Annotated in this window: 22 protein-coding genes, 1 pseudogene and 4 riboswitches; of the genes and pseudogenes, 12 read left to right on the top strand and 11 right to left on the bottom strand. The window is 45.6% G+C overall.

What is annotated here, in order from left to right:
* Positions 1-80: 80 nt before the first annotated feature.
* Positions 81-974, bottom strand: a complete 894-nt coding sequence (locus NYE53_RS19650; protein ID WP_217000442.1) for a PucR family transcriptional regulator — start codon at positions 972-974, stop codon at positions 81-83.
* A gap of 183 nt (positions 975-1157) precedes the next feature.
* On the opposite strand from NYE53_RS19650, the pseudogene NYE53_RS19655 reads away from it, so the two are divergent.
* Positions 1158-2616: pseudogene (locus tag NYE53_RS19655) on the top strand (aldehyde dehydrogenase family protein).
* 41 nt (positions 2617-2657) lie between these two features.
* On the opposite strand, the gene NYE53_RS19660 reads toward NYE53_RS19655, so the two are convergent.
* On the bottom strand, positions 2658-3494 hold the full coding sequence (locus NYE53_RS19660; RefSeq protein ID WP_003242615.1) for a YitT family protein: 837 nt from the start codon (positions 3492-3494) through the stop codon (positions 2658-2660).
* Between the two features lie 76 nt (positions 3495-3570).
* Positions 3571-3673: riboswitch (guanidine-I (ykkC/yxkD leader) on the bottom strand.
* 388 nt (positions 3674-4061) lie between these two features.
* Between NYE53_RS19660 and NYE53_RS19665 the strand changes: the two genes are divergently transcribed.
* The gene (locus NYE53_RS19665; protein WP_120028571.1) at positions 4062-4604 is read left to right on the top strand and encodes a DUF4352 domain-containing protein; all 543 of its coding nucleotides are present in this window, start codon (positions 4062-4064) and stop codon (positions 4602-4604) included.
* A 74-nt stretch (positions 4605-4678) separates the two neighbouring features.
* On the opposite strand, the gene galE is transcribed toward NYE53_RS19665, so the two are convergent.
* Complete coding sequence (gene galE / locus NYE53_RS19670; protein WP_069322994.1) at positions 4679-5698, bottom strand: UDP-glucose 4-epimerase GalE; 1020 nt, start codon at positions 5696-5698, stop codon at positions 4679-4681.
* 239 nt (positions 5699-5937) lie between these two features.
* Between galE and NYE53_RS19675 the strand changes: the two genes are divergently transcribed.
* From NYE53_RS19675 to NYE53_RS19715, 9 genes are all read left to right on the top strand, one after another.
* Complete coding sequence (locus NYE53_RS19675) at positions 5938-6411, top strand: DUF1453 family protein (RefSeq protein ID WP_003243313.1); 474 nt, start codon at positions 5938-5940, stop codon at positions 6409-6411.
* Positions 6412-6428: 17 nt separating this feature from the next.
* On the top strand, positions 6429-7649 hold the full coding sequence (yxjM, locus tag NYE53_RS19680; RefSeq protein WP_339246384.1) for a two-component system sensor histidine kinase YxjM: 1221 nt from the start codon (positions 6429-6431) through the stop codon (positions 7647-7649).
* Positions 7636-8292, top strand: coding sequence for a two-component system response regulator YxJL (yxjL, locus tag NYE53_RS19685; protein WP_071577813.1), 657 nt, complete (start codon positions 7636-7638; stop codon positions 8290-8292). The genes yxjM and yxjL overlap by 14 nt, the downstream gene beginning before the upstream one ends.
* A 49-nt stretch (positions 8293-8341) precedes the next feature.
* On the top strand, positions 8342-9574 hold the full coding sequence (gene pepT, locus NYE53_RS19690; protein ID WP_339246389.1) for a peptidase T: 1233 nt from the start codon (positions 8342-8344) through the stop codon (positions 9572-9574).
* Positions 9575-9678: 104 nt separating this feature from the next.
* Positions 9679-9807 carry a hypothetical protein gene (locus NYE53_RS19695; RefSeq protein ID WP_003227241.1) on the top strand — a complete coding sequence of 43 codons (129 nt, stop codon included), beginning with the start codon at positions 9679-9681 and terminating at the stop codon, positions 9805-9807.
* A 289-nt stretch (positions 9808-10096) separates the two neighbouring features.
* Positions 10097-10360, top strand: a complete 264-nt coding sequence (locus NYE53_RS19700) for a hypothetical protein (RefSeq protein ID WP_339246392.1) — start codon at positions 10097-10099, stop codon at positions 10358-10360.
* Between the two features lie 128 nt (positions 10361-10488).
* Positions 10489-10977: an LURP-one-related/scramblase family protein gene (locus tag NYE53_RS19705; RefSeq protein ID WP_032725093.1), complete on the top strand. Its 489-nt coding sequence runs from the start codon at positions 10489-10491 to the stop codon at positions 10975-10977.
* Between the two features lie 65 nt (positions 10978-11042).
* Positions 11043-11149, top strand: a riboswitch (SAM riboswitch).
* Between the two features lie 81 nt (positions 11150-11230).
* Complete coding sequence (locus NYE53_RS19710) at positions 11231-12364, top strand: 5-methyltetrahydropteroyltriglutamate--homocysteine S-methyltransferase (protein ID WP_339246395.1); 1134 nt, start codon at positions 11231-11233, stop codon at positions 12362-12364.
* 68 nt (positions 12365-12432) lie between these two features.
* A riboswitch (SAM riboswitch) is annotated at positions 12433-12539 on the top strand.
* Between the two features lie 77 nt (positions 12540-12616).
* Positions 12617-13753, top strand: coding sequence for a 5-methyltetrahydropteroyltriglutamate--homocysteine S-methyltransferase (locus tag NYE53_RS19715; protein WP_339246398.1), 1137 nt, complete (start codon positions 12617-12619; stop codon positions 13751-13753).
* Positions 13754-13804: 51 nt separating this feature from the next.
* Here NYE53_RS19715 and NYE53_RS19720 read toward each other — a convergent pair whose 3' ends face one another.
* From NYE53_RS19720 to NYE53_RS19740, 5 genes are all read right to left on the bottom strand, one after another.
* Entirely contained in the window at positions 13805-14578 is a 774-nt protein-coding gene (locus tag NYE53_RS19720; protein WP_014481333.1) for a 3-hydroxybutyrate dehydrogenase, read from the bottom strand.
* Between the two features lie 16 nt (positions 14579-14594).
* On the bottom strand, positions 14595-15245 hold the full coding sequence (locus NYE53_RS19725; RefSeq protein ID WP_003243049.1) for a succinyl-CoA--3-ketoacid CoA transferase subunit B: 651 nt from the start codon (positions 15243-15245) through the stop codon (positions 14595-14597).
* Positions 15242-15958, bottom strand: a complete 717-nt coding sequence (locus NYE53_RS19730; protein WP_339246400.1) for a CoA transferase subunit A — start codon at positions 15956-15958, stop codon at positions 15242-15244. The genes NYE53_RS19725 and NYE53_RS19730 overlap by 4 nt, the downstream gene beginning before the upstream one ends.
* A gap of 23 nt (positions 15959-15981) precedes the next feature.
* Positions 15982-17400 (bottom strand): GntP family permease, encoded by a 1419-nt coding sequence (locus NYE53_RS19735; protein ID WP_335388032.1) that lies wholly within the window; start codon positions 17398-17400, stop codon positions 15982-15984.
* A 153-nt stretch (positions 17401-17553) separates the two neighbouring features.
* Positions 17554-18402, bottom strand: a complete 849-nt coding sequence (locus NYE53_RS19740; protein WP_339246403.1) for a methyltransferase domain-containing protein — start codon at positions 18400-18402, stop codon at positions 17554-17556.
* Between the two features lie 386 nt (positions 18403-18788).
* Positions 18789-18890, top strand: a riboswitch (purine riboswitch).
* A 127-nt stretch (positions 18891-19017) separates the two neighbouring features.
* Here NYE53_RS19740 and NYE53_RS19745 point away from each other — a divergent pair.
* The gene (locus tag NYE53_RS19745; protein ID WP_015714968.1) at positions 19018-20211 is read left to right on the top strand and encodes a NupC/NupG family nucleoside CNT transporter; all 1194 of its coding nucleotides are present in this window, start codon (positions 19018-19020) and stop codon (positions 20209-20211) included.
* A gap of 41 nt (positions 20212-20252) precedes the next feature.
* Here the strand turns inward: NYE53_RS19745 and NYE53_RS19750 are convergent, their stop codons facing one another.
* The 3 genes from NYE53_RS19750 to NYE53_RS19760 form a co-directional block, all read right to left on the bottom strand.
* On the bottom strand, positions 20253-20924 hold the full coding sequence (locus tag NYE53_RS19750; RefSeq protein ID WP_326131617.1) for a DUF3298 and DUF4163 domain-containing protein: 672 nt from the start codon (positions 20922-20924) through the stop codon (positions 20253-20255).
* Positions 20925-21068: 144 nt separating this feature from the next.
* A complete protein-coding gene (locus NYE53_RS19755) occupies positions 21069-21359 on the bottom strand; it encodes a hypothetical protein (RefSeq protein ID WP_336155363.1) in 291 nt (96 codons plus the stop codon).
* A gap of 49 nt (positions 21360-21408) precedes the next feature.
* Complete coding sequence (locus NYE53_RS19760) at positions 21409-23469, bottom strand: catalase (RefSeq protein WP_339246407.1); 2061 nt, start codon at positions 23467-23469, stop codon at positions 21409-21411.
* Positions 23470-23478 lie beyond the last annotated feature (9 nt).

A 23478-nucleotide genomic window follows, 5' to 3' on the forward strand; every position in this document is an offset into this window, starting at 1 on the left:
GAGTGTAACAGCAATTCCCTCTCGCTAAAATGGGCAGCGTTCATAAAATCACCCAGCCATTTTTCGTGCATATTTCCAATTTATTCTGAACTTTCACTTTGCAGGCAGATAAAATAGGCAAGAAGCGCGCCTTTGTACGATTTGATATCTATCCCTGACCGCTCAATAAATTTATCAATCCGATATTGCAGGCTGTTACGATGCAGATGCAGCTTTTTCGCTGTTAATGTGACGTTTGAGTTGTTTTCAATAAACAGCTTAATGGTCTTCCTTAGCTCAGATTCACTTCCAAATAAAAGCTCAGCTTCTTCAGAGAGCAGCGTTTCCAATTTTTCTTTTTCTGTCTCTAATAATAGAAAAGGAAAGATCATCTCAAAGGTCACACTCTGTACCTGAGGCAGCCGTTTTTCAGCAAACAGGAAATACGCCTGTTCACGGGCGTAATGCTTTCGCAGACACTCATCCGGCTCGTAAAATCTTCCGGCGTAAAAACGGACACTGAAGTAGAAATCACTTTCAAGAACCTTTGCAAGTGATTCCAGTTCGTCCTTCTCCGCCGCCGCTTCACTTTCCTGCTCTACAATCACGCCTCTGTCCTCATGGATCCACACAATCACAAAAGACACCGGCCAAAAATGGCGAACCGCTTCCGTAAAGGACGTCCTTTCTATTTTGCCGAATAAATGAAAGTGAACAAATCTCGTCCGTTTCTTTATGTACGCCGGCAATTCCCCTCTGGAAAAAAGGAACGAAAACCACTTGTTTTCCTCAGGTGATTTCATAGACATTTGATTGCCCTCATCCGCAGGCGTCAAAAATGACTGCAGCACCAATACTTCTTTTTCACTGATCTCTGTTTTCGGAATGGAGATATATCTCTGATTGCTCTCATCAAAAAAACATAGACAGCCTTCCCTTATGCAAAGCTCCTCAGACACAATCGAACCGGGATAAATAGCCAGCAGCGATTTCATAGAGTCTCCTCTCTTATGTAAGGATCTGTATATTCAGTATAAGGCGAAACACACATGTTCTCCACTAAAAAAGAGTATATCCGGTATAGATAGACGAGAAACTGAAAGGGAAACCTCATTCGTTTACATATTGGCTTCAGCGGAAATAGAAAAGGATATGCAGGACCAAAGGAGGGTCATCTTATGAGTTTCGAAACGTTAAACAAAAGTTTTATCAACGGAAAATGGACTGAGGGAGAAAGCGGACGTACGGAGGACATTTTGAATCCGTATGACCAGTCTGTGATCACAACAGCATCTTTGGCAACGGGCAAACAGCTGGAGGATGCGTTTGACATTGCACAGAAAGCCCAAAAAGAGTGGGCCAAGAGCACGACGGAAGACCGAAAAGCCGTCCTGCAAAAAGCGCGCGGCTATTTACAGGAAAACCGTGATGACATCATTATGATGATCGCCCGCGAAACTGGCGGAACGATCATTAAATCAACAATCGAGCTGGAACAAACGATTGCGATTTTAGATGAAGCCATGACGTATACTGGTGAATTAGGCGGCGTCAAAGAGGTGCCATCCGACATTGAAGGGAAAACCAATAAGATTTACCGCCTTCCGCTTGGTGTCATTTCATCGATTTCTCCATTTAATTTTCCGATGAATTTATCTATGAGATCCATTGCGCCCGCAATTGCGCTGGGTAACAGCGTTGTTCACAAGCCTGATATCCAAACCGCTATTTCCGGCGGAACCATCATTGCGAAAGCGTTTGAACACGCCGGTCTTCCCGCCGGTGTCCTTAACGTCATGCTGACGGATGTAAAGGAAATCGGGGACGGCATGCTCACCAATCCAATCCCGAGATTAATCAGCTTTACAGGATCAACAGCAGTCGGGCGCCACATCGGTGAAATCGCCGGTCGTGCCTTCAAACGAATGGCCCTTGAACTCGGCGGCAACAATCCATTTGCCGTCCTTTCAGATGCGGATGTCGATCGTGCTGTGGATGCCGCGATTTTCGGAAAATTTATTCACCAGGGACAAATCTGTATGATTATCAACAGGATCATCGTTCATCAAGATGTGTACGATGAGTTTGTAGAAAAGTTCACCGCCCGTGTCAAACAGCTTCCGTACGGCGATCAAACCGATCCGAAAACCGTTGTCGGCCCGCTGATCAACGAGCGCCAAATCGAGAAAGCGCTGGAGATCATTGAGCAGGCAAAGGCAGAAGGCATTGAGCTTGCGGTTGAAGGAAAACGCGTCGGAAACGTGCTGACGCCGTACGTCTTTGTCGGTGCGGACAACAACAGCAAAATTGCCCAAACGGAGCTGTTTGCCCCAATCGCAACCATTATTAAAGCTGGCAGCGACCAGGAAGCGATTGACATGGCAAATGATACTGAATACGGCCTCAGCTCTGCGGTTTTCACTTCTGATGTAGAAAAAGGCGAAAAGTTCGCCCTGCAAATTGACAGCGGCATGACCCATGTCAACGACCAGTCCGTCAATGATTCGCCGAATATTGCCTTTGGCGGAAACAAAGCAAGCGGTGTCGGCCGCTTCGGCAATCCGTGGGTCGTCGAGGGAATTTACCGTGACGAAATGGATTTCGATACAGAAGCAATACCGCAAATATCCGTTCTAAATGAAAAAATCCCTCTGCTTCAAGTACAGAGGGATTTTTCTTTATTTAGATATATCTACAAACCCTTCTCCAAACACATCGCGTACATCATGAACGATCACAAACGCTTTTTTGTCGCAGCTTCTAATGATTTTTTTCAGCATAGACAGCTCCTGTTTGTTAATGACGATATACAAAATCTCTTTTGATTGGCCCGTATAATTTCCCTTCCCTGATAAAATCGTCACGCCCCGATCCATCAAGGTATTTACCTGCTCTGCAATCTCACTCTTATTTTCTGAAATGACCGTAATGGCTTTTTTCGTATTCAAACCTTCAATAATGAAGTCCATCACTTTGGTACCGATATACAGCATCACGATCGTAAACATCATTTTTTCTGCACCAATAATAAAATAAGAGCTAAATACTACGATTAAATCAAAAAACAAGAGTGCATAGCTGATATTCCAATCTAAATATTTATTAGCAATTCTGGCCAAAATCGCGGAACCGGCCGTCGTCCCGCCGACCCGGATAATCATGCCGATCCCGACTCCCGCAAATACACCTGCGAAAATCGTATTAATGATCAATTCATCAGACGGAATGCTCCACCCATGTGTCAGATGAAGAAAAAGCGAATTTGCCGCAACCGCAATGATCGTATAAACCGTTGTTTTTCCATCCAGAAACTTGTAGCCGATTAAAAGCAAAAACGCATTTAAGATAAAGTTCGTGACACCAGGAGACCATTGAAACAGATAATACAATATCAGCGTAATCCCAGTGACTCCGCCTTCCCCAAGATCATTGGGAATCGCAAATAAATTAACCGCAAGCGCGAAGAAAAAAGCGCCAATCACAAGCATTAGTACATCCAGCATTCTCTTTTTCATCACGAAAACACTCCTTCTCATTGTTCTGTTCTAGCAAATAAAAAAACCCAGGAGAACGCTCTCGAAAAAGAGCAGAAACTCCTGGGCTTTTATCCCACCGTGTCATAACAGCCAAGCTGCTATGTGTTTTCTCTCGGTCACAGTCCAATTTGCATTGCGGAACCCTAGAAAACCACTGTTTTTATCATATCCTTTTCACTTTCCAATATTAGCATTATAAGGGACGGTTCGAATTGGTTCAAGGGGTATTTGCGGAGTTTTCATCAGATAAGCTGGAAGAAAAAACGAGTTATCTATTAAAAAAGAACAGATATAACCGATAAGAAAAAAAGCATATATTTTACAAGTGAATTTAACTATAAATGATAATAATTATAAGAAATTCATAATTTTATATTGACTAAGCGAAATAATATAGGCATTATAGTACATATGTTTCGTACATTTTATTACATAGGAGGAAATATAATGGCAGGAAAACTAGTACCCTGTAAAGCTTGCGGTCAAGAAATTGCAAAGGGTGTAAAAAAATGTCCTAACTGCGGTAAAGATCAACGTAACTTTTTTATGCGACATAAAATCATTACGTTTATTCTCGCAGTTGTTGTCATCATTATTATCGGTAATATGATTGGCGGCGGAGGCGGCTCAGAAGCCACTTCCAAAACATCAAGCAGCAGCAAAGCAGAAACTGAAAAAACATACAATATCGGTGATACCGTAAAAACTGAAAAAACTGAAGTGACAGTTACGAAGGTAGAGGACAGAGATACTGTCGGTACTCAATATGTTGAAAAGAAAGCATCTGATGGTGGTACAATTGTAGCAGTTCAATATACAATTAAAAACGTATCTAAAAAGCCGATTAGCTCTTTTTCAATTCCAACTGTTAAATTAGTTGATGCTGATGGCACTTCTTATGATGCTGATATCGATGCTTCTTCAACCTATGCAACTGAGACAAAAGTTGACAACTCTAAAATATTAAGTGATCTAAATCCTAATATTAAAGTAACAGATGTGAAAGCATTTGAGGTGGACAAGGAAGCTTATGCAAAAGGCACTTGGAAACTAAAATTCAGTAATGATGTTATTGTGAAAATCAAATAACAGCTAACAAGGGTGCCTGTTCAGGCACCCTTGTTCTTTAAAAAAGGCCTTCTCTATTGAGAAGGCCTCCATTCTTATTCCGCACTCTTATACCCATTCACATTTGAAGACTGCCATCTCCAGGAATCAGCACACATTTCCTCAAGGCCGCGTTTCGCTTCCCAGCCCAGTTCCCGCTTGGCTTTCGCAGGATCTGCAAAGCATGTGGCGATGTCTCCCGGACGGCGGTCCGCAAAACGGTACGGAACCTCTTTCCCTGACACTTTTTCAAAGGCTTTGACCATTTCAAGCACGCTGTAGCCTGTGCCTGTTCCAAGGTTGTATGCATCGGCTCCTGTAGAGTTCAATACTTTTTCCAGCGCCTTGACGTGGCCTTCTGCGAGATCAACGACGTGAATATAATCACGTACGCCTGTCCCGTCTTTTGTCGGATAGTCGTTTCCGAATACGCTTAATTGCTCGAGCTTCCCGACAGCTACCTGTGCCACATACGGCATAAGGTTATTTGGGATTCCGTTCGGGTCTTCACCGATCCGTCCGCTTGGATGCGCGCCGAACGGGTTAAAGTAACGAAGCAGCGCAACGCTCCACTCATTGTCGGCTGTATGCAAATCACGCAATATTTGTTCAAGCATGAGCTTTGTCTGCCCATAAGGATTTGTCGCGCCTAATGGAAAGTCTTCCGTAATCGGCGATGTTTCCGGAACGCCGTACACTGTCGCAGATGAACTGAATACGATTTTCTTGACGCCGAATTTCTCCATGGCCTCGCATAAAATAAACGTTCCTGTCAGATTGTTATGATAATATTTGAGCGGAATCGCCACAGATTCACCGACTGCTTTTAACCCAGCAAAATGAATCACAGCTTCGATTTCATTTTCAGCAAAAACCGCATCTACCGCTTCCCGGTCCAATAAGTCCGCTTCGTAGAACGTTAAATCTTTTCCCGTAATCTCCTTGACACGGTTCAGCGCCTCAGCCGAACTGTTGGACAGATTATCAAGAACAACAATCTCGTAGCCGCTGTTCAATAATTCAACACATGTGTGGCTGCCAATGTACCCGGCACCGCCAGTAACAAGTATTGCCATGATGTAACCCTCCTAAAAAATGACCTGTTTTCATTATATAGTGTTTAAAACCGGTCCACATCCATTTTTAAGAAGTTTAATCGTTTATTAATAGTTTTTTCATATGTTATCAGCATTTTCACGCCATGTTACATGACTTTATGCAGCGCGAACAAGTATAGCAGCTGAAAAATCAATCTGCCGGTTGACGATTTCCTTTCCTATTTTCGCTATGCTTAATCCAGAAAGGATTTGATGACATGGCGATGAGCCCTTATATTTTTATTGTATTGATTCTTATTATTTTATCGATGTATCGAGAAAGAACGGTAAAGCCCGGGAAGTTGCTGATCATTCCGCTGCTGCTCTTATGGGGCGTATCAGCATCGTTTCAGCCGGCGTATTTTCATTCCGTATTACATGTGGCGATCAGCGGCATTTTATTACTGATCGGGCTGGCCTGCGGGTTTGGCATTGGGAAGATGGTAAATGTGCGGATTCACCCGGAAACAGGAAAGGTCACTTCACGCGGCTCACTTGGGAGTGTTATCCTCATTCTAGTGATACTTTCTTTGCGCATGGCCGCGAGAACATGGCTGCCTGAGAGCAACGAGATGTTTATTGCCATTATTCATTCTATGTTCTTCGTTCCCCTCGGCACCATCACAGCCCGCAACATCATGCTTTACAAAGCATACAGACGGCTGACCGCCGGCAAAGTATCCATTCAATAACCGAAAGAAGGACCAGCATGAACGGACAAACTCCGGCTCGGCACTACTACAAGAAGCTTGTGCCGAGCCTTATTCTCATTTTGAATTGCATACAATTTTTATCTCATCCAACTAAGGCTGATCCCATTTTGTTAGCATTTGTATTTGCGGTATACTTAGCATTCATTTGGATCACTCCCTATGTGGCATCCACTGCTGTTAGTTTGAGCATATTCATCGGACTCTGGCTCCTGACCGATTTCTTTTGGGCTGTTTCCGGCCAAGAGCAGGGTGCCGCCTATTTTTTGATTGTATTTTTAATGATATATGCCGCCTTTAGACTCCCTTCACGGCTATCCTTGATCTTCACAGCATGTTTAATTGGAGGCAACATATTACTCCTATCCTCACAAGGGGGAAGCTTGAATACCATCATCAGCAACATCTCGATCATGATCGGACTCTACGTCTTCTTCTCCTCCATGCGTTTCAGACGAGAAGCAAGAAGGGAGGCTGAACGGAATCATGCTGAATTGGCAAAAATGCATGTGCAGCTGGAGCATGCTCATAAAGAACTCCAGAAAGCGCATGCAGAGCTGCAGGAGGCTTCTGTTCTTTCATTAAGGTACGCGGTCCTTGAGGAACGTACAAGAATCGCCCGCGACATTCATGACAGTATCGGTCACGAGCTGACTTCTGTGATTGTTCAGCTTCAATCTCTTCCCTATATCCTCAAAAGCAGCAAGGAGGATTCAGAAAAAGTCATTCAAAATGTACTGAGTGTCGCCAGGGAATGTCTTCAAGAAGTACGGTCTGTCGTTCACCAAATGGGCCGTAGTGAATCGATGGTGGGGCTTACCGCTTTGCGGGGGCTCATTCATCAAGTGGAGGAACGGAGCGGCTTGCACGTTTCTTTAGATACTGCCGGACTGTCAGAAGAGTCTTGGCCTCCAAACGTGAGCGAAACGATCTACCGCATCTTGCAGGAAGCGCTGACCAATATCATTCGTCACGCTGACGCTTCTCATGCGGCGGCCGTCATTTCTAACGACAAGTCCCATCTCTATATCACAGTCACCGACGACGGACAATTCACCGGCAGCCTTACTTATGGATTTGGCCTGACAGGAATGAAAGAGCGCGCAGAAAAAGCAGGCGGTTCCCTTACTTTCAGTGCCGTACAGCCGAGCGGCCTGAAAATTGAGCTGTCATTGCCGCTCATGACAACGAATAAGGAGCAAAAAGATGAACAAAGATAAAATACGCGTCGCGCTTGCCGATGATCAGCCGCTTGTGCGTGAAGGCTTCCGCTACGTCATCAACGCACAGACGGATATGACGGTTTCTGGCGAGGCCGGCGACGGTCACGATATTATAGCACTCGCAAAACAAACAAAACCCGATGTCATCCTCATGGATGTCCAGATGCCGCATTGCTCAGGCATCGAAGCGGCGAAAGACATTATGTCCGCACTTCCAGATACAAAGATAGTCATTTTAACTACCTTTGACACGGAAGAATACGTATTTGAAGGCATCCGTGCGGGAGCAGTAGGCTATCTGCTGAAGGATACACTTCCTGAAGAGTTGATAGATGCGATTCGCGCTGCGGCGAGAGGCGAGGCGATTTTTCGTACAGTCACAGCTGCTAAAATTATCAGTGAGACATTTCGGGCGAAGCAACAGCCCCATGCCGAAGAACTGGCAGAGCCGTTCACCAAAAGAGAGCTTGAGGTTCTTCAGCAAATGGCCTACGGACTGAGAAATGAGGATATTGCTGAAAAGCTTTTCGTCAGTGAAAGCACTGTGAAAACCCACGTGCACCGCATCCTGCAAAAATGCAATGCCCAAGACCGGACACAGGCAGTCGTTTTTGCCATTCGAAACGGTATTGTGCAATAGAAATCTCTCATCCCGCCATGCTAAAATAAGACAAAGGAGATGATTGGAAATGAAAGAAGAAATCATTGAACGGTTTACTACATATGTAAAAGTCGACACACAGTCCGATGAATCCGTTGACACTTGTCCTTCCACCCCCGGCCAATTGACATTAGGAAACATGCTCGTTGATGAATTGAAGTCCATCGGCATGCAGGATGCAGCTATTGATGAAAACGGCTATGTCATGGCAACTCTTCCCTCCAATACTGAAAAAGACGTGCCGACAATCGGCTTTCTCGCTCACGTCGACACCGCTACAGACTTTACCGGCAAAAACGTGAATCCGCAAATCATCGAAAGCTATGATGGAAAAGACATCGTTCTTAACGAACAGCTGCAGGTCACCCTGTCACCTGATCAATTCCCTGAGCTGTCTGGCTATAAGGGCCATACACTCATCACCACAGACGGCACCACCCTTCTTGGCGCAGACAATAAGGCCGGTATCGCTGAAATCATGACAGCCATGGATTACCTCATCAAACACCCTGAAATCAAGCACGGCACAATCAGAGTCGCCTTTACGCCTGATGAAGAAATCGGAAGAGGGCCGCACAAATTTGATGTGAAACGGTTCAATGCTTCCTTTGCCTACACGGTTGACGGCGGGCCGCTCGGCGAGCTTGAATATGAAAGCTTCAATGCCGCTGCCGCAAAAATTACGATTAAAGGCAACAACGTACATCCCGGAACAGCTAAAGGAAAAATGATCAACTCTGCGAAAATCGCGATGAAGCTGAACAGCCTGCTGCCGGCAGACGAAGCGCCTGAATATACGGAGGGCTATGAAGGCTTCTACCACCTGCTGTCGATTCAAGGAGACGTAGAGGAAACAAAGCTCCACTACATTATTAGAGACTTTGACAAAGAGAATTTCCAAAACAGAAAAGAAAAAATGAAGCGTGCCGTTGAAGAACTTCAAAACGAATACGGGCAAGACCGGATTCTGCTGGATATGAACGACCAATACTACAACATGAGAGAGAAAATTGAACCTGTCATCGAAATCGTCAACATTGCCAAGCAAGCGATGGAAAACCTCGGCATCGAACCGAAGATTTCTCCCATCCGCGGCGGCACCGACGGATCACAGCTGTCCTACATGGGGCTTCCGACGCCAAACATCTTTACAGGCGGGGAAAACTTCCACGGCAAATTTGAATACATCTCAGTTGATAACATGGTCAAAGCCGTAAATGTCATCGTTGAGATTGCAAAACAGTTTGAAGCGCAAGCATAATGCCAAAAGCCAGTCCAAAAAAGGACTGGCTTTTTTGTGTGAAAGTGAAACATTTTAAACGCGTCCTCCGTAAAACAAGTATCAACAAATGAGGAGGAAAAACAATGACAAAACATGCAATCGCTGCAAAGAGTCTCTTGAAAAAATGGATCATTTCCAGGCCGCTTAACATGCAAAAGAAATCCAGCCCATTTCAAAAAATCAGAAAAATGTTCAAACGCTTCTTCAAATAAACTATTCAAATCCCCTAAATACAATCCGTATTCACCCGTACCGCCCAAATGCTCCGTAATTTGGGTTTTTTGTGTTCAATTCCGCAAAATAGGGTATAAACCAAACAAGCAAGAAAACAACACCCAAAAACAGGCAATTTGAATTACGTAAACTTAGGTTAAAAGTTATATAAAGGAATTTATTTTATCGTCGATAGTAACTATAGAACCAATCATCAACAAGAGCAAACAGCGTGATCCAAGACTATTTTCAGGTCATCAGGTTATACTGTTTTAGAGGGACAGTTTCTTGTTATTTATTGATTTTGAATTTTTTGAATACTTTTTGACTTTTTATCCGTACAATAGAGAGTACCAAAACTTTTTTTGGGAGGTATGTAATATGATCCTATTTATTATCATCGCATTATGCGGCTATCTTCTTTTTTCTTTCAGCAAGGACAATCGCCGCAAACCGCAAAAGACAAGCCCTCTGCCAGCAGCCGCACCTCATCACAACAACCTAATCGACCTTGACGCCATCCGCCAAAAACGCCGGATGCATCTTTCCTAATTCTATATTTCAAATGAAAAGGCTGCTGAATCACGCAGCCTTTTAAAATTGTTTTGATTTAGAGCCTGAAACCTTTTCGCCACCTATCCGTAATTTCATACAAGGCAAACCCAAAGGAGACTTCAGCAATGATCGAGTTATTTATGAAACAAAAAATGTTCTCATTTAAAGATGCATTTCACATTTATGACCGGGATGAACAAGAAACATTCAAGGTGGAGGGGCGTTTTTTCTCGTTAGGAGACTCATTACAAATGACAGACTCATCTGGGAAAACGCTCGTTTCCATAGAACAAAAACTAATGTCTTTATTGCCGCGCTATGAGATTTCAATTGGCGGGAAAACAGTTTGTGAGGTAACGAAGAAAGTAACGTTTTTCAAACCGAAATTTGTGATTTCCGGGCTTAACTGGGAAATCGATGGTGATTTATGGAGGGATGAATTCCAGCTGACGGACGGGGAAAATGTCCGGATGTCAGTGAGCAAAAAGTGGCTCAGTTGGGGTGATTCCTATCACTTGCAGATTGCAAACGAGGAAGATGTTCTGATTTGCACTGCCATCGCTATCGTGCTTGATATGGTTTTATATAACGATGAAGATGAAAGTATTTTCTAAAAAGCATTGACAATTGATCCAAAAGTAATAATATTAAGATAATTGAAATCTGAATATGAAGTTGTACCTTATCAAGAGAGGTGGAGGGACTGGCCCTATGATACCCGGCAACCGCTGTTTCAAACAGAATGGTGCTAAATCCTTAAGAACATTGCGTTCTTGCAGATGAGGCGGAGATTTGATCGTTCAAGCTCTTCCTTCACAAAGGAAGAGCTTTTTACATGCTCAATATTTCAGAAAAGAGGCGAATAACATGGCTCAACAAACGAATGTTGCAGGACAAAAAACAGAAAAACAACGCAAAGCACCTTTCCGCGCCGATCATGTCGGCAGTTTGCTTCGTTCCGTTCCGGTGAAGGAAGCCCGGCAAAAAAAAGCGGCAGGTGAGATGACAGCGGAACAGCTCCGTGATATCGAAAATCAAGAGATTTCCCGCATCGTGGAAAAACAAAAAGAAATCGGTCTCGATGTGGTAACAGACGGGGAATTCCGGCGTTCTTGGTGGCATTATGACTTCCTGGAAGGGCTTGACGGTGTGGAACCGTTCATCCCAGCTGAGGGGATTCAGTTCCATAACACAAAAACGAAAGCGCGCAGCATCAAAGTGACGGGAAAACTCGATTTTACGAGCCACCCAGCGCTTGCTGATTATCAATTTTTACATGAGATTGCCGGTAACGCGACGCCAAAATTGACCATTCCCAGCCCAAATATGCTGTTTTTTGGCGAAAAGGCGGATAAAGGGATTTATGACGATCAAGAGGAATATTTTCATGACCTGGTCCAAGCATACAAAAAAGCAATCAAAGCCTTCTATGATGCTGGCTGCCGTTATCTCCAGCTCGATGATACGTCATGGTCTCTCTTCTTTGAGGAAAAAGGCAGAGAGGTTGTCCGGGCGCTCGGCGGTGATCCAGAAACATTGCCAGCCATATTTGCCAAAACAATTAACGATGCCGTCGCAGACCGGCCTGACGATTTAACGATCACAATGCACATTTGCCGCGGCAACTTCCGCTCAACCTGGGCGGCATCAGGAGGGTACGACGCTGTAGCGGAAACGATTTTGGACGGCTTAAACCTTGACGGCCTTTTCTTGGAATACGATGATGACCGCTCCGGAAACTTCGATCCGCTCCGTTTTGTGAAACGCAAGGATCTGCAAATCGTGCTTGGCTTGATCACATCGAAATACGGCGAGCTTGAAAATCCAGAGGATGTGAAACGCCGTATCAATGAAGCGGCGCGTTTTGTCAGCTTGGATCAGCTGTGCCTCAGCCCGCAGTGCGGTTTCGCCTCTACAGAAGAAGGCAACCTTTTGACAGAGGAACAGCAATGGGCCAAGCTTCGCCATGTCATCGACATCGCCAACGATGTGTGGAGATAATCTATCATTGACAGAAATAGAAAATGTGTGAATAATAGATACTATCAGAAAATTTCATAAAAAGGTTTTCCTTATCAAGAGAGGTGGAGGGACTGGCCCTGCGATACCCGGCAACCGCTGTTTAACAGAATGGTGCTAAATCCTTTAGAGCAATGATTGCTCTTGAAGATAAGGTTGAGGTTGTCACGCAAGCTCTTCCTTATCCAAAGGAAGAGCTTTTTTATATTTGAATGGAAAGAAGGAATGGACAACATGTCACAACAAACAACACCCGCAGAACAAAAATCACTTCAAAGAAAAAAACCGCCGTTTCGCGCGGATCAAGTCGGAAGCCTGCTGAGATCTGAGCCCGTCAAAAAAGCGCGGCTGCAAAAAGCGGCCGGCGATATTACGGCTGAGCAGCTTCGCCAGATCGAAAACGATGAAATCATCCGCATTGTGGAAAAACAGAAGGAAATCGGCCTGAACGTCGTGACAGACGGGGAATTCCGCAGAGCATGGTGGCACTTTGATTTCCTTGAAAACTTAGATGGCGTTGAGCCGTTTACTCCTGAGCACGGAATCCAATTCCATAACGTACAGACAAAAGCACGCGGCATTAAAGTCACAGGTGATATCGATTTTTCAACTCACCCAATGCTTGAAGATTATTCATTTCTCCATAGCATTGCCGGTGACGCGACGCCAAAGATGACCATTCCAAGCCCGAATATGCTGTTTTTCCGCGGGAAATTGGAAAAAGGTGCATACAAAAACGACTATCACCTTTTCCAGCATGATGTATCCAAAGCATATAAAAAAGCGATTCAAGCGTTTTATGACAGAGGCTGCCGCTACCTCCAGCTTGATGATACAGCGTGGGCCGTTTTCTTATCAGAAAAAGGCTTAAAACAAATCGAAGCGTTCGGAACAACGCCTGATGAGCTTCGCCAGCTGTTTGCGAAATCGATTAACGACGCGATTGCAGACCGCCCGGATGACTTAACGGTAACCATGCATATTTGCCGCGGCAACTTCCAGTCCACTTGGACAGCGGAAGGCGGCTATGACGCAGCAGCCGAAACCATTTTTGACGGCTTGAATCTTGACGGACTTTTCTTAGAGTATGATGATTCACGCTCAGGCGGATTTGAGCCGCTCCGTTACGTAAAACGGTCTGATCTTCAGCTTGTTCTTGGCTTAGTGACATCTAAATTCGGTGAGCTTGAAAATCCGGATGACGTGAAACGCCGTATCGAAGAAGCGTCCCGTTATGTAAGCTTAGACCAGCTTTGCCTCAGCCCTCAATGCGGATTTGCTTCAACTGAGGAAGGCAACAAGCTGACTGAAGAACAGCAATGGGCGAAGCTCCGCCATGTGGTTGAGATCGCTAATGATGTTTGGAAATAAGCAAAGAAAAAACACACTTGATTCCCTAGCGGAGCAAGTGTGTTTTTTATGTCATTGTGCGGTGTAGCCCCCATCAAGGACGACAGCCTGCCCAGTGACGCCCTTCGCCTTCTCGCTTGCCAAAAACACGGCATAATCCGCAATTTCCTTGACGGAAAGCAGTCGCTTTTGCGGCACAAGCGGAAAAATGACTTGTTCAAGTACAGAGTCGTAAGGGACATTTCTCGTTTTCGATAGATCGCTAAGCTGATTGCGTACAAGCTGGGTATCGACATAACCCGGACAGAGCGCATTGACTGTTATGCCGTGGGGCGCGCCTTCCAGCGCCCCTACTTTTGTGAGTCCAATGACGCCGTGCTTGGCGCTATTATAAGCGGATTTCCCTGCAAAGCCGACTAATCCATTAACAGACGCGATATTAATGATTCTGCCAAACTGCTGTTTTTTCATGATCGGAAAAACATGCTTCATTGCAATAAAGGGCGCTGTCAGCATGACCTTGATCAGCTGTTCAAAGGTGTCTGTCGGAAACTCTTCAATCGGAGCGACGTGCTGAATACCGGCATTGTTCACCAGAATATCCAAGCGGCCGTATTGTTTTTGGATGACGTTCACCGTATCAGCAACTTGCGCTTCCTTTGTCACATCATACGGAATGGCCGCCGCGTCAAAGCCTTCTTCTGCAAGTTTGGAGGCTGCTTTTTCACATGCTTCCGGACGGAGGTCTGAAACGATGACGCTGGCACCTTCCCGGGCGAATTCTCTTGCCATTTCGAATCCAATTCCGCCAGCAGCCCCTGTCACCAAAGCGACTTGTTTTCTCATGTCAAACACCTTCCCATTAAGAATTGAGTACAGACTGGCTTACAGCGAAATCAGCTTCTGTTTTTTCATAAACCTCTTCAATTGTGACACCATCCTGAAGCTCCGTCAGTGTCATGCGGCCGTTCACAAAATCAAATACAGCCAAATCCGTAATCAGCCTGTGTACGACTTTCTGGCCTGTCAGCGGTAGGGAGCATGTTTTTTTCACCTTTGATTCACCATGCTTATTGACGTGCTCCATGATGACAACGATCCGTTTCGCCCCGTTGACGAGATCCATAGCGCCGCCCATCCCTTTTACCATTTTGCCCGGGATCATCCAATTGGCCAAATCACCCTGCTCCGAAACCTCCATTCCGCCAAGAATAGCCAAATCGATATGCCCGCCTCTTATCATCGCGAATGACTCAGCGCTGTCAAAATAAGAGGCGCCCGTCACTTCAGTGATCGTTTCCTTTCCCGCATTGATCAAATCCGCGTCTTCCGTTCCTTCCAGAGGATAGGGGCCAATTCCGAGCAAGCCGTTTTCCGACTGAAGCATGACGTGAACGCCATCGGGTATCTCATTTGCGACAAGCGTCGGCATGCCAATCCCGAGATTCACATTCATGCCGTCCTTGATTTCTTGTACAGCCCGTTTGACCATTCGTTTTCTCGCTTCCTTCACTTGGCCTCACCCTTTCCCGATGCTTGCTGAACTGTTCGTTTTTCAATCCGTTTTTCTTGGCTCGCCCCAAGCACGACATGCTGTACGTAAATTCCCGGCGTATGGATGTGATCTGGATCGAGCTCTCCTGCTTCCACGATTTCTTCCGCCTCGGCAATCGTGATCTTGCCTGCCATGGCGGCAACGGGATTGAAATTTCTCGCCGTTTTCCGAAAAACCAAATTGCCCATGGTGTCCGCTTTCCACGCTTTGACGATCGCCACATCGCCGGTAATGCCTCGCTCCAGCACATAAGTCCGGCCGCCGAATGTTTTATGTTCTTTTCCCTCGGCTATGGAGGTGCCGACGCCTGTCGCCGTATAAAATCCCGGTATGCCTGCACCGCCTGCACGAATTCTCTCAGCGAGCGTTCCTTGGGGAACAAGCTCGACCTCAAGCTCTCCGCTTAAAAACTGCCGCTCAAAAATTTTATTTTCACCGACATAGGAAGCGATCATTTTCTTGATTTGCTTGTTAGCCAGAAGCAAACCCAGCCCCCAGTCATCGACTCCGCAGTTATTGCTGACAACGGTCAAATCCTTTACTCCCCGATCTCTTATAGACAAAATGAGCTGTTCAGGGATGCCGCACAGCCCAAACCCTCCCGCGATCAGCGTATCCCCATCATGAATCAATTTCGCAGCTTCCTTGCTTGATGACAGCACTTTCCCCATATTGATGCCCCTTTCGTTTTCTTCTACACTAGACCAGTCAGGCTGTAAATCGCGATCACAGCAAATACGGCAGCCGTTTTAATGAGCGTGATCGCAAAAATATCGCGATAGGATTGCCGGTGTGTCAAACCCGTCACGGCCAGAAGCGTGATAACGGCGCCATTATGCGGCAGTGTATCCATCCCGCCTGATGCCATTGAAATGACCCGATGCATCACCTCTGGCGGAATATTGTAAGCCTGAATCGCCTGTAAGTATTGTTCTGACATCGCGCTTAACGCAATGCCCATTCCTCCTGAAGCCGAGCCGGTGATTCCTGCCAGCGCAGTTGTCGTAACGGCGCCATTTACAAGCGGATCGGTAAAAGTATGTGAAATTCCGCTGCTCAGCTTATGAAACCCCGGCAGCGCGGCGATAATGCCGCCGAACCCGTACTCGGCACCCGTATTCATAGATGCCAGCAAGGCGCCGCCAATCCCTTCATTCAGCCCTTCCTTCAATTGGGCAAACACACTTCTCCAATCAAATAAAATCGTTGTGATGATGCCAATCACTAAAGCAATCTCCACCGACCAAATAGCAGCCGCTGAAGAAATATCAAGCCTGCCGAACTCCTTTAATCCTATGGAAGAAAAATCAAATCCATTCGGATACCACTTTGGCAGGTAAATGGTAAAATATTTATTCACTGCACCGACGAGAATAAGCGGGACAAAGGCAAGCGCGTGCCGAATCGGGCTTTTGTCCGGTTCAGCCGCGGACTCAATCGATTCAGGAGCAGCAGCATTCTGCGAATCAAAACCGCCATAGCCTTCGCCAGATGCCTGCGCTTTCTTCCGCCTTGATTCCAAATAGAGCATCCCAGCTGCCAGCACAATCACTGCGCCCATCAAGCCCAGCCAAGGGGCGGCATAAATGTCTGTTTTGAAAAAAGCCGTCGGGATGACATTTTGGATTTGCGGCGTCCCCGGAAGTGCGTCCATCGTAAACGTAAAAGCCCCTAAAGCAATCGTTCCCGGGATGAGGCGTTTGGGTATGTTTGCTTCTTGGAACATGTTTTTCGCAAAAGGATATACGGCAAATACGACAACAAACAGGCTGACACCGCTGTACGTCAAGACAGCACCCATCAGCACAATGGCAAGTATCGCTCTTTTTGCCCCGACAAGCCGGACAATTGTTTTCGCGATTGATGCCGCAAGCCCGGCCATTTCAACGACCTTTCCAAAAATGGCACCGAGCAAAAACACTGGGAAATACAGCTTAATAAAACCCGCCATCTTCTCCATAAAAATTGATGAAAAAAAAGGAAGCACATGGCTTGGATCTGTCAGGAGCACCGCGAATAACGCGCAAATCGGCGCAAACAATATGACAGAAAATCCCCGATACGCCGTAAACATCAGCAAACCTAACGCCAATAGAATGATGATCAGTTCCACACACACATCCCCCGTTTCCGCGAACTAGAAAGCGTTTACATAAACCTGTCCGCATCGGCTGTTTCCGTCCCCTTTCCATATGTACGAGAAGCGTGGGCCAACTATTCCGATTAAAAAAGGAAAGCTCCTTTTTTCGGAGCTTTCCTCTGCCATTCATTTCATTCCTATTAGGATATCAACATCAACCGTAATATCGGCTGATTTCATCTCTTTCAGGAGGCTGACTCGATCTTTCGGCGCCGACCAGGCAAGCGGCGTCATCTTGAGAAGCCAGTGGATCGCCTGCTGGTCAAGCGTTTTAACATAGCGCAGCCTGACAGGACGGCTGTGTGCTGCATTTGCTGTAAAACGCTCAACAGCTGCCGCGTTGGAATACGTGCGCCTTGGTGAATCAGCATATAAAAATTGCCTTAATTCTATTAAATAATCGCTTCGCGGCACTACTTTTACGAGCATGCCATCATTCTTCAGCAGTCTATGAAACTCTGCATAATTGGACGGCGAAAAAATAGACAGCACAACATCAAATTGGCGATCATGAAAAGGAACACGCGCCACATCGGCAACCGCCCATATCTGATCTTTGAATGCCTTAGAAGCTTTTAAGATCCCATCCTTCGAAAGATCTATACCGGTTCCTATCGCTGCTTTCCCTGCATAATCAAACCCGCAAAGCGCATTCAAATGAGAACCCTCACCGCAACCGCTGTCCAGGATGGTGAATGCCTCATGACCAGATTTGGGATGGCTGATGAGTTCTGCAATCGCATCATGGAGCGGGTCAAAAAAACCACATTCTCCAATCAGCCTGCTCCTCGCTTCAAAAAGCTCAGCACCGTAACTGGTTTTGACCGGCTTCGTCAGAAAGTTCACGTAGCCGTGCCGAGATAGATCAAATGTATGTCCTCGTTTTGTACAAATCAAGCTTTTCCCTGATGCCGCATCCATAGAAGAATCGCAGAGCGGGCATCGAAACATGCTGAAATCAACTGTTCGCTTCATGATCAAAAACACCCCATTCATTCATTTTTAGATAAATAAAAAAGGCATAGACAAATAAACCTAGGCCTATCTCAAAAATTGGCCAGGTCTGGCAGTTTGTCTACACCTGTCATTATCTATAACGAATGAATTGGATAATCATGAAAAAAACTCCCTTTCTGCTGTATGGGTTTCCCCGTTTCCATCATACAACAAATATCCAGGAGCTGGAACCTTATAGTGAAGAAAAATCAGTACTGACATGCTGATATCCCGCCAACATCATATCAGCATAGCAATCCAGCATGTTTTTCCTTTATTTTCTCATTTCAGAATATAAATTTTATTATTGTGAAAATAGTTAAAAAGGTTGATTTTCAAAAAGTGAAAGGATAAAATACTGCTATCATCTTAGAAAAAGACATTCTTGTATATGATCAGTAATATGGTCTGATTGTTTCTACCTAGTAACCGTAAAAAACTAGACTACAAGAAAGTTTGAATAAATTTGAACGAGTTGAAAAGGACAAGTTCTTTTCTGTTTGCTCTTATTTTTCACACTTTCTGCACTTCCAGAATTTGTGAAGAATAAGAGCTTTTTTTGTTTCCATAATAACCCTCATAGGAGTTGCTATCATGTACTTTTTACTAAACCTTGTCGGTCTCATTGTGATTATGGCAGTTGTATTCCTATGTTCTCCGCAGAAAAAGAAAATCAAGTGGCGCCCGATCATGACGTTAATTGTTCTGGAATTGCTGATTACTTGGTTTATGCTGGGAACAAAAGTCGGAAGCTGGGCCATCGGTAAAATCGGTGATTTCTTCACTTGGCTGATTGCTTGCGCCAGTGACGGTATCGCGTTTGCCTTTCCGTCAGTGATGGCGAATGAAACAGTAGACTTTTTCTTTAGTGCGCTTCTTCCAATTATCTTTATCGTCACATTCTTTGATATTTTAACGTATTTCGGCATTTTGCCTTGGCTGATTGATAAAATCGGATGGGTGATTTCAAAGGCTTCCCGCTTGCCGAAATTAGAAAGCTTTTTCTCTATTCAAATGATGTTCCTGGGAAATACCGAAGCACTTGCGGTTATTCGCCAGCAGCTAACGGTTTTAAGCAACAACCGCCTGCTCACATTCGGCTTAATGAGCATGAGCAGCATCAGCGGCTCCATTATCGGATCTTATCTGTCAATGGTGCCTGCGACATACGTGTTTACAGCCATTCCTTTGAACTGCTTAAACGCGCTGATTATCGCAAACCTGCTGAATCCTGTTCACGTGCCGGAGGATGAAGATATCATCTATACACCGCCTAAAGAAGAGAAGAAAGACTTTTTCTCTACGATTTCTAACAGTATGCTTGTCGGCATGAACATGGTGATCGTTATTTTGGCAATGGTGATCGGATATGTCGCATTAACGTCAGCAGTTAATGGCATTCTTGGCGTTTTCGTACACGGCCTGACCATCCAGACGATTTTTGCTTATCTGTTCAGTCCGTTCGCATTCCTGCTTGGATTGCCAGTGCACGATGCGATGTATGTTGCTCAGCTGATGGGCATGAAATTAGCAACGAACGAGTTTGTTGCGATGCTTGACTTGAAAAACAATCTCAAATCCCTTCCGCCTCACACCGTTGCAGTGGCGACGACATTTCTGACGTCCTTTGCAAACTTCAGTACGGTCGGCATGATTTACGGCACGTACAATTCGATCCTTGACGGAGAAAAGTCAACGGTCATCGGGAAAAACGTGTGGAAGCTGCTCGTCAGCGGAATTGCGGTATCTTTATTAAGTGCTGCGATTGTCGGCCTGTTTGTGTGGTAGAAACATTGAGCCATATCCCTTTTCGGATATGGCTCTTTTCATTATTGATAAATAGAGGCTGGCACCTGCACATTCCGGATTCCCGCTGCATAAGGCCCCAAGTCATACTGGCCGAAGACGATGGCGATCCCGTTTGCCGTAAAGTAAAACATTGTGTCTTTGTTTAGGGTTATATCCTCTTTCTTAACATCAGGGAAAAACAGCTCATCGTGTTTTTTGATATAGCTATATAGGTAATCTCTCGTTTTGCTGACTTTTGTTTTGGTGTTCAAAATCTGATCCAGCGTCACCCGCTTTTGTGCTTTCAAGTCATAGTTGAAGGACTGGACAGACGTTAAACCGTGGGCGCCCCCTGAATAGATATAATTGAGTGTTTGAATGCTGAGCTTGCCTGCCGCATTGTATTTGACGCTGAAGGATGTTTGATATTCCGTTTTAAAGCCCTGCTGTTCGCCTGCTTTTTTGTTTTTCAGGTATTCCTGATACGATTGTTCAATGTAGGCTTTCAGCTCTTGATTGATTTTCTTTTCAAACGCGGCATTCCCGACGTGATGCACTTGTGGATACGTTAACTCCTTGATCTTTTTGTACGTATGGGTGCTGACAGTCGGTGTTTTCGCTTGAACTGCGTTTAAAGATGGGGCCGCATATGCAAATACGGAAAAAAGCAAGACTGCAATCCCCGCGGCTTTCAGCATTTTATTCCATTTCATACAATCTCCTCCTTTGATGTCGTTGTTTATCATTCCCTTATTTAAGCAATACACACTTTTATAGACTGATTAAATCGAAAGAAGTTTCTAGGTCTAACAGCATGATTTTCCCAATAAAAAAAGAGACACAGGATGTCTCTTTTTTTATTGTTTGCGCCCAGAAATCGCTTCATGAACGGCTTGTGCCAAATCTGTATTTCCGAATATCTCTAATACCGCAATGACAGTCTGGTTCGGAATGTGCTCTGCTTCGTGTTTTGGCACGACCAGATCGTCCATGGTTTTTTTCAAGCTTTCATTCAGCTTTTGCTGCGGATACGCTTTGGCGTACAGCTCCATCGGATCAAGATCATGGTTCACGCACCATTGGGCAAACACCAAAATCATCATATTTTCATCGCGTTCGTAAGCTTCAGCGAGCTGTTTTTCGTTCATTTGTCATGCTCCTTATGAAAAGTATCTTCCTTAAAGATACAGGAGCCGGTCAAATTCGTCTATCCCAATGGCGATGAGCGGCAACCGCATCGATAAATGCCTTGCTGAAAGCGGTGTAGTCAGGTTCTTCTTTAGCCGTTACGATGCCTGGTCCCTCTGTTGTCCCGACAGAGGATTGAAGAAGGTCAATTCCTTCATTTGCCGCACCGATCGCCTTGTAGTGATTGTAAGCTTCTCTGATAAACGCCATCGCTTGTTTGTTGTCTTTTAACTCCAGCCCTCCTGCGGCATAGACGGCATCATACAGAACAGAATCAACCGTCAGGAACGTGCCGTTGGCCTCAAGCTGCTGTCCGCTGCCGCTTGTCATATACCCCAGATTTTGACTGATGATATCTACTGTGATTCCTTCTTGCTTTAAGGCTTCCAGCACTGTTTGCAGCTCTTTTTCATGAAATCCGTTTCCGGCGAGTACAGCGACTTTTCTTGTTGACGCGGTTTTCACTGTACGGGCTTGGCTTAACGCAGGCGAAGTAAGAATTTCTTTAGATGCTTTACGCTTCGCGGGCGCCGCCACGCCTACTCCTTTGGCGATTTCTTCTGCTAAATCTGCATCGACATTGCTGAAGACATCAACGACCTGCCGCTGTACGTCTTTGCTTTTGACCTTCCCGACCTCGAAGCAGAAAGCAGAAATGATGTGCTGCTTCTCCACAGGAGACATGCTGTTCCAGAACAGCTTCGCCTGTGAGTAATAATCGTTGAAGCTGTCGCTTCGCTGGCGGATTTTTTTGCCCTCGACTTTTTCCTGATAGTGGACGTATCCGCCTTCTTCAGCTGTCGCAGGCGACGGATCATTGTTTTGCAGAGAGTTTTTATGATAAGCGACAGGTCCCTTATTGATCGTCATCCGGTGATAGCCGTCGTATTGATTGTTATGGAATGGACATACCGGCCGGTTAATCGGAATCTCATGGAAGTTCGGACCGCCAAGACGGATGAGCTGTGTGTCTGTATAAGAGAAAAGCCGTCCCTGCAGGAGCGGGTCATTTGTAAAGTCGATGCCCGGCACGACATTTCCCGGGTGGAATGCGACCTGTTCTGTTTCTGCAAACACATTATCCTGGTTGCGGTTCAGCGTCATTTTCCCAATGATCTTCACCGGCACAAGCTCTTCCGGCCACAGCTTAGTCGGATCAAGAATATCAAAATCAAACTTGAATTCATCTTCCTCATCAATCATCTGCACGCCGAGCTCGTATTCAACCTTGCCGCCGTTTTCAATTGTTTCCCACAGGTCACGGCGATGGAAATCCGGATCTTTCCCGGCAATTTTCTGCGCTTCATCCCATACGAGAGAATGCACGCCGAGCACCGGCTTCCAGTGAAATTTCACGAAACGTGCCTTTCCTTGTTCATTGACAAAACGGAACGTGTGCACGCCGAAGCCTTCCATCATTCTGTAGCTGCGCGGGATGCCTCTGTCTGACATCGTCCACATCACCATGTGAGCCGACTCAGGGTTATTGGCGACAAAATCCCAAAACGTATCGTGAGCAGTCGCTGCCTGAGGCATTTCATTGTGAGGTTCAGGCTTAAACGCATGAACCAAATCCGGAAATTTGATCGCATCTTGAATGAAAAACACCGGAATGTTATTTCCCACAAGGTCATAGTTTCCTTCTTCAGTATAAAATTTAGTCGCAAAGCCTCTGGCATCCCGCACCGTGTCTGCGGAGCCTTTAGAACCCGCAACCGTAGAGAAACGGACAAATACCGGTGTCTTCACCGAAGGGTCCTGAAGAAATTTGGCCCGTGTGTACTCCGTCATTGGTTCGTAAACCTGAAAAAAGCCATGCACGCCAAATCCGCGCGCATGCACAACGCGCTCCGGAATCCTCTCATGGTCAAAGTGCGTCATTTTCTCCCGGAAGTGAAAATCCTCCATCAGCGTCGGGCCGCGAACCCCGGCTTTTAACGAATGCTCATCCTCTGACACCCGCAAGCCTTGGTTTGTCGTCATTTTCTTCCCACTGTTATCGGCCCTGTACTGCTCAAGCTGCTCGTCCTTTGAGTGTTCATTTACACGTTTGTTTTGGTCATCACTCATGTCTGCTCC

Origin of the sequence: Bacillus sp. FSL R5-0523 (assembly GCF_037975295.1) — a bacterium.
GTDB lineage: Bacteria > Bacillota > Bacilli > Bacillales > Bacillaceae > Bacillus > Bacillus subtilis.

Coding starts and splice junctions, on each gene's coding strand:
- pepT (WP_339246389.1), top strand. CDS start 8,342: ATGAAAGAAGAAATCATTGAACGGTTTACTACATATGTAAAAGTCGAC.
- NYE53_RS19665 (WP_120028571.1), top strand. CDS start 4,062: ATGCGACATAAAATCATTACGTTTATTCTCGCAGTTGTTGTCATCATT.
- NYE53_RS19755 (WP_336155363.1), bottom strand. CDS start 21,359: ATGAACGAAAAACAGCTCGCTGAAGCTTACGAACGCGATGAAAATATG.
- NYE53_RS19715 (WP_339246398.1), top strand. CDS start 12,617: ATGTCACAACAAACAACACCCGCAGAACAAAAATCACTTCAAAGAAAA.
- NYE53_RS19740 (WP_339246403.1), bottom strand. CDS start 18,402: ATGAAGCGAACAGTTGATTTCAGCATGTTTCGATGCCCGCTCTGCGAT.
- NYE53_RS19650 (WP_217000442.1), bottom strand. CDS start 974: ATGAAATCGCTGCTGGCTATTTATCCCGGTTCGATTGTGTCTGAGGAG.
- NYE53_RS19750 (WP_326131617.1), bottom strand. CDS start 20,924: ATGAAATGGAATAAAATGCTGAAAGCCGCGGGGATTGCAGTCTTGCTT.
- NYE53_RS19710 (WP_339246395.1), top strand. CDS start 11,231: ATGGCTCAACAAACGAATGTTGCAGGACAAAAAACAGAAAAACAACGC.
- NYE53_RS19720 (WP_014481333.1), bottom strand. CDS start 14,578: ATGAGAAAACAAGTCGCTTTGGTGACAGGGGCTGCTGGCGGAATTGGA.
- NYE53_RS19695 (WP_003227241.1), top strand. CDS start 9,679: ATGACAAAACATGCAATCGCTGCAAAGAGTCTCTTGAAAAAATGGATC.
- yxjL (WP_071577813.1), top strand. CDS start 7,636: ATGAACAAAGATAAAATACGCGTCGCGCTTGCCGATGATCAGCCGCTT.
- NYE53_RS19760 (WP_339246407.1), bottom strand. CDS start 23,469: ATGAGTGATGACCAAAACAAACGTGTAAATGAACACTCAAAGGACGAG.
- NYE53_RS19705 (WP_032725093.1), top strand. CDS start 10,489: ATGATCGAGTTATTTATGAAACAAAAAATGTTCTCATTTAAAGATGCA.
- NYE53_RS19745 (WP_015714968.1), top strand. CDS start 19,018: ATGTACTTTTTACTAAACCTTGTCGGTCTCATTGTGATTATGGCAGTT.
- NYE53_RS19660 (WP_003242615.1), bottom strand. CDS start 3,494: ATGAAAAAGAGAATGCTGGATGTACTAATGCTTGTGATTGGCGCTTTT.
- yxjM (WP_339246384.1), top strand. CDS start 6,429: ATGAACGGACAAACTCCGGCTCGGCACTACTACAAGAAGCTTGTGCCG.
- NYE53_RS19730 (WP_339246400.1), bottom strand. CDS start 15,958: ATGGGGAAAGTGCTGTCATCAAGCAAGGAAGCTGCGAAATTGATTCAT.
- NYE53_RS19675 (WP_003243313.1), top strand. CDS start 5,938: ATGGCGATGAGCCCTTATATTTTTATTGTATTGATTCTTATTATTTTA.
- galE (WP_069322994.1), bottom strand. CDS start 5,698: ATGGCAATACTTGTTACTGGCGGTGCCGGGTACATTGGCAGCCACACA.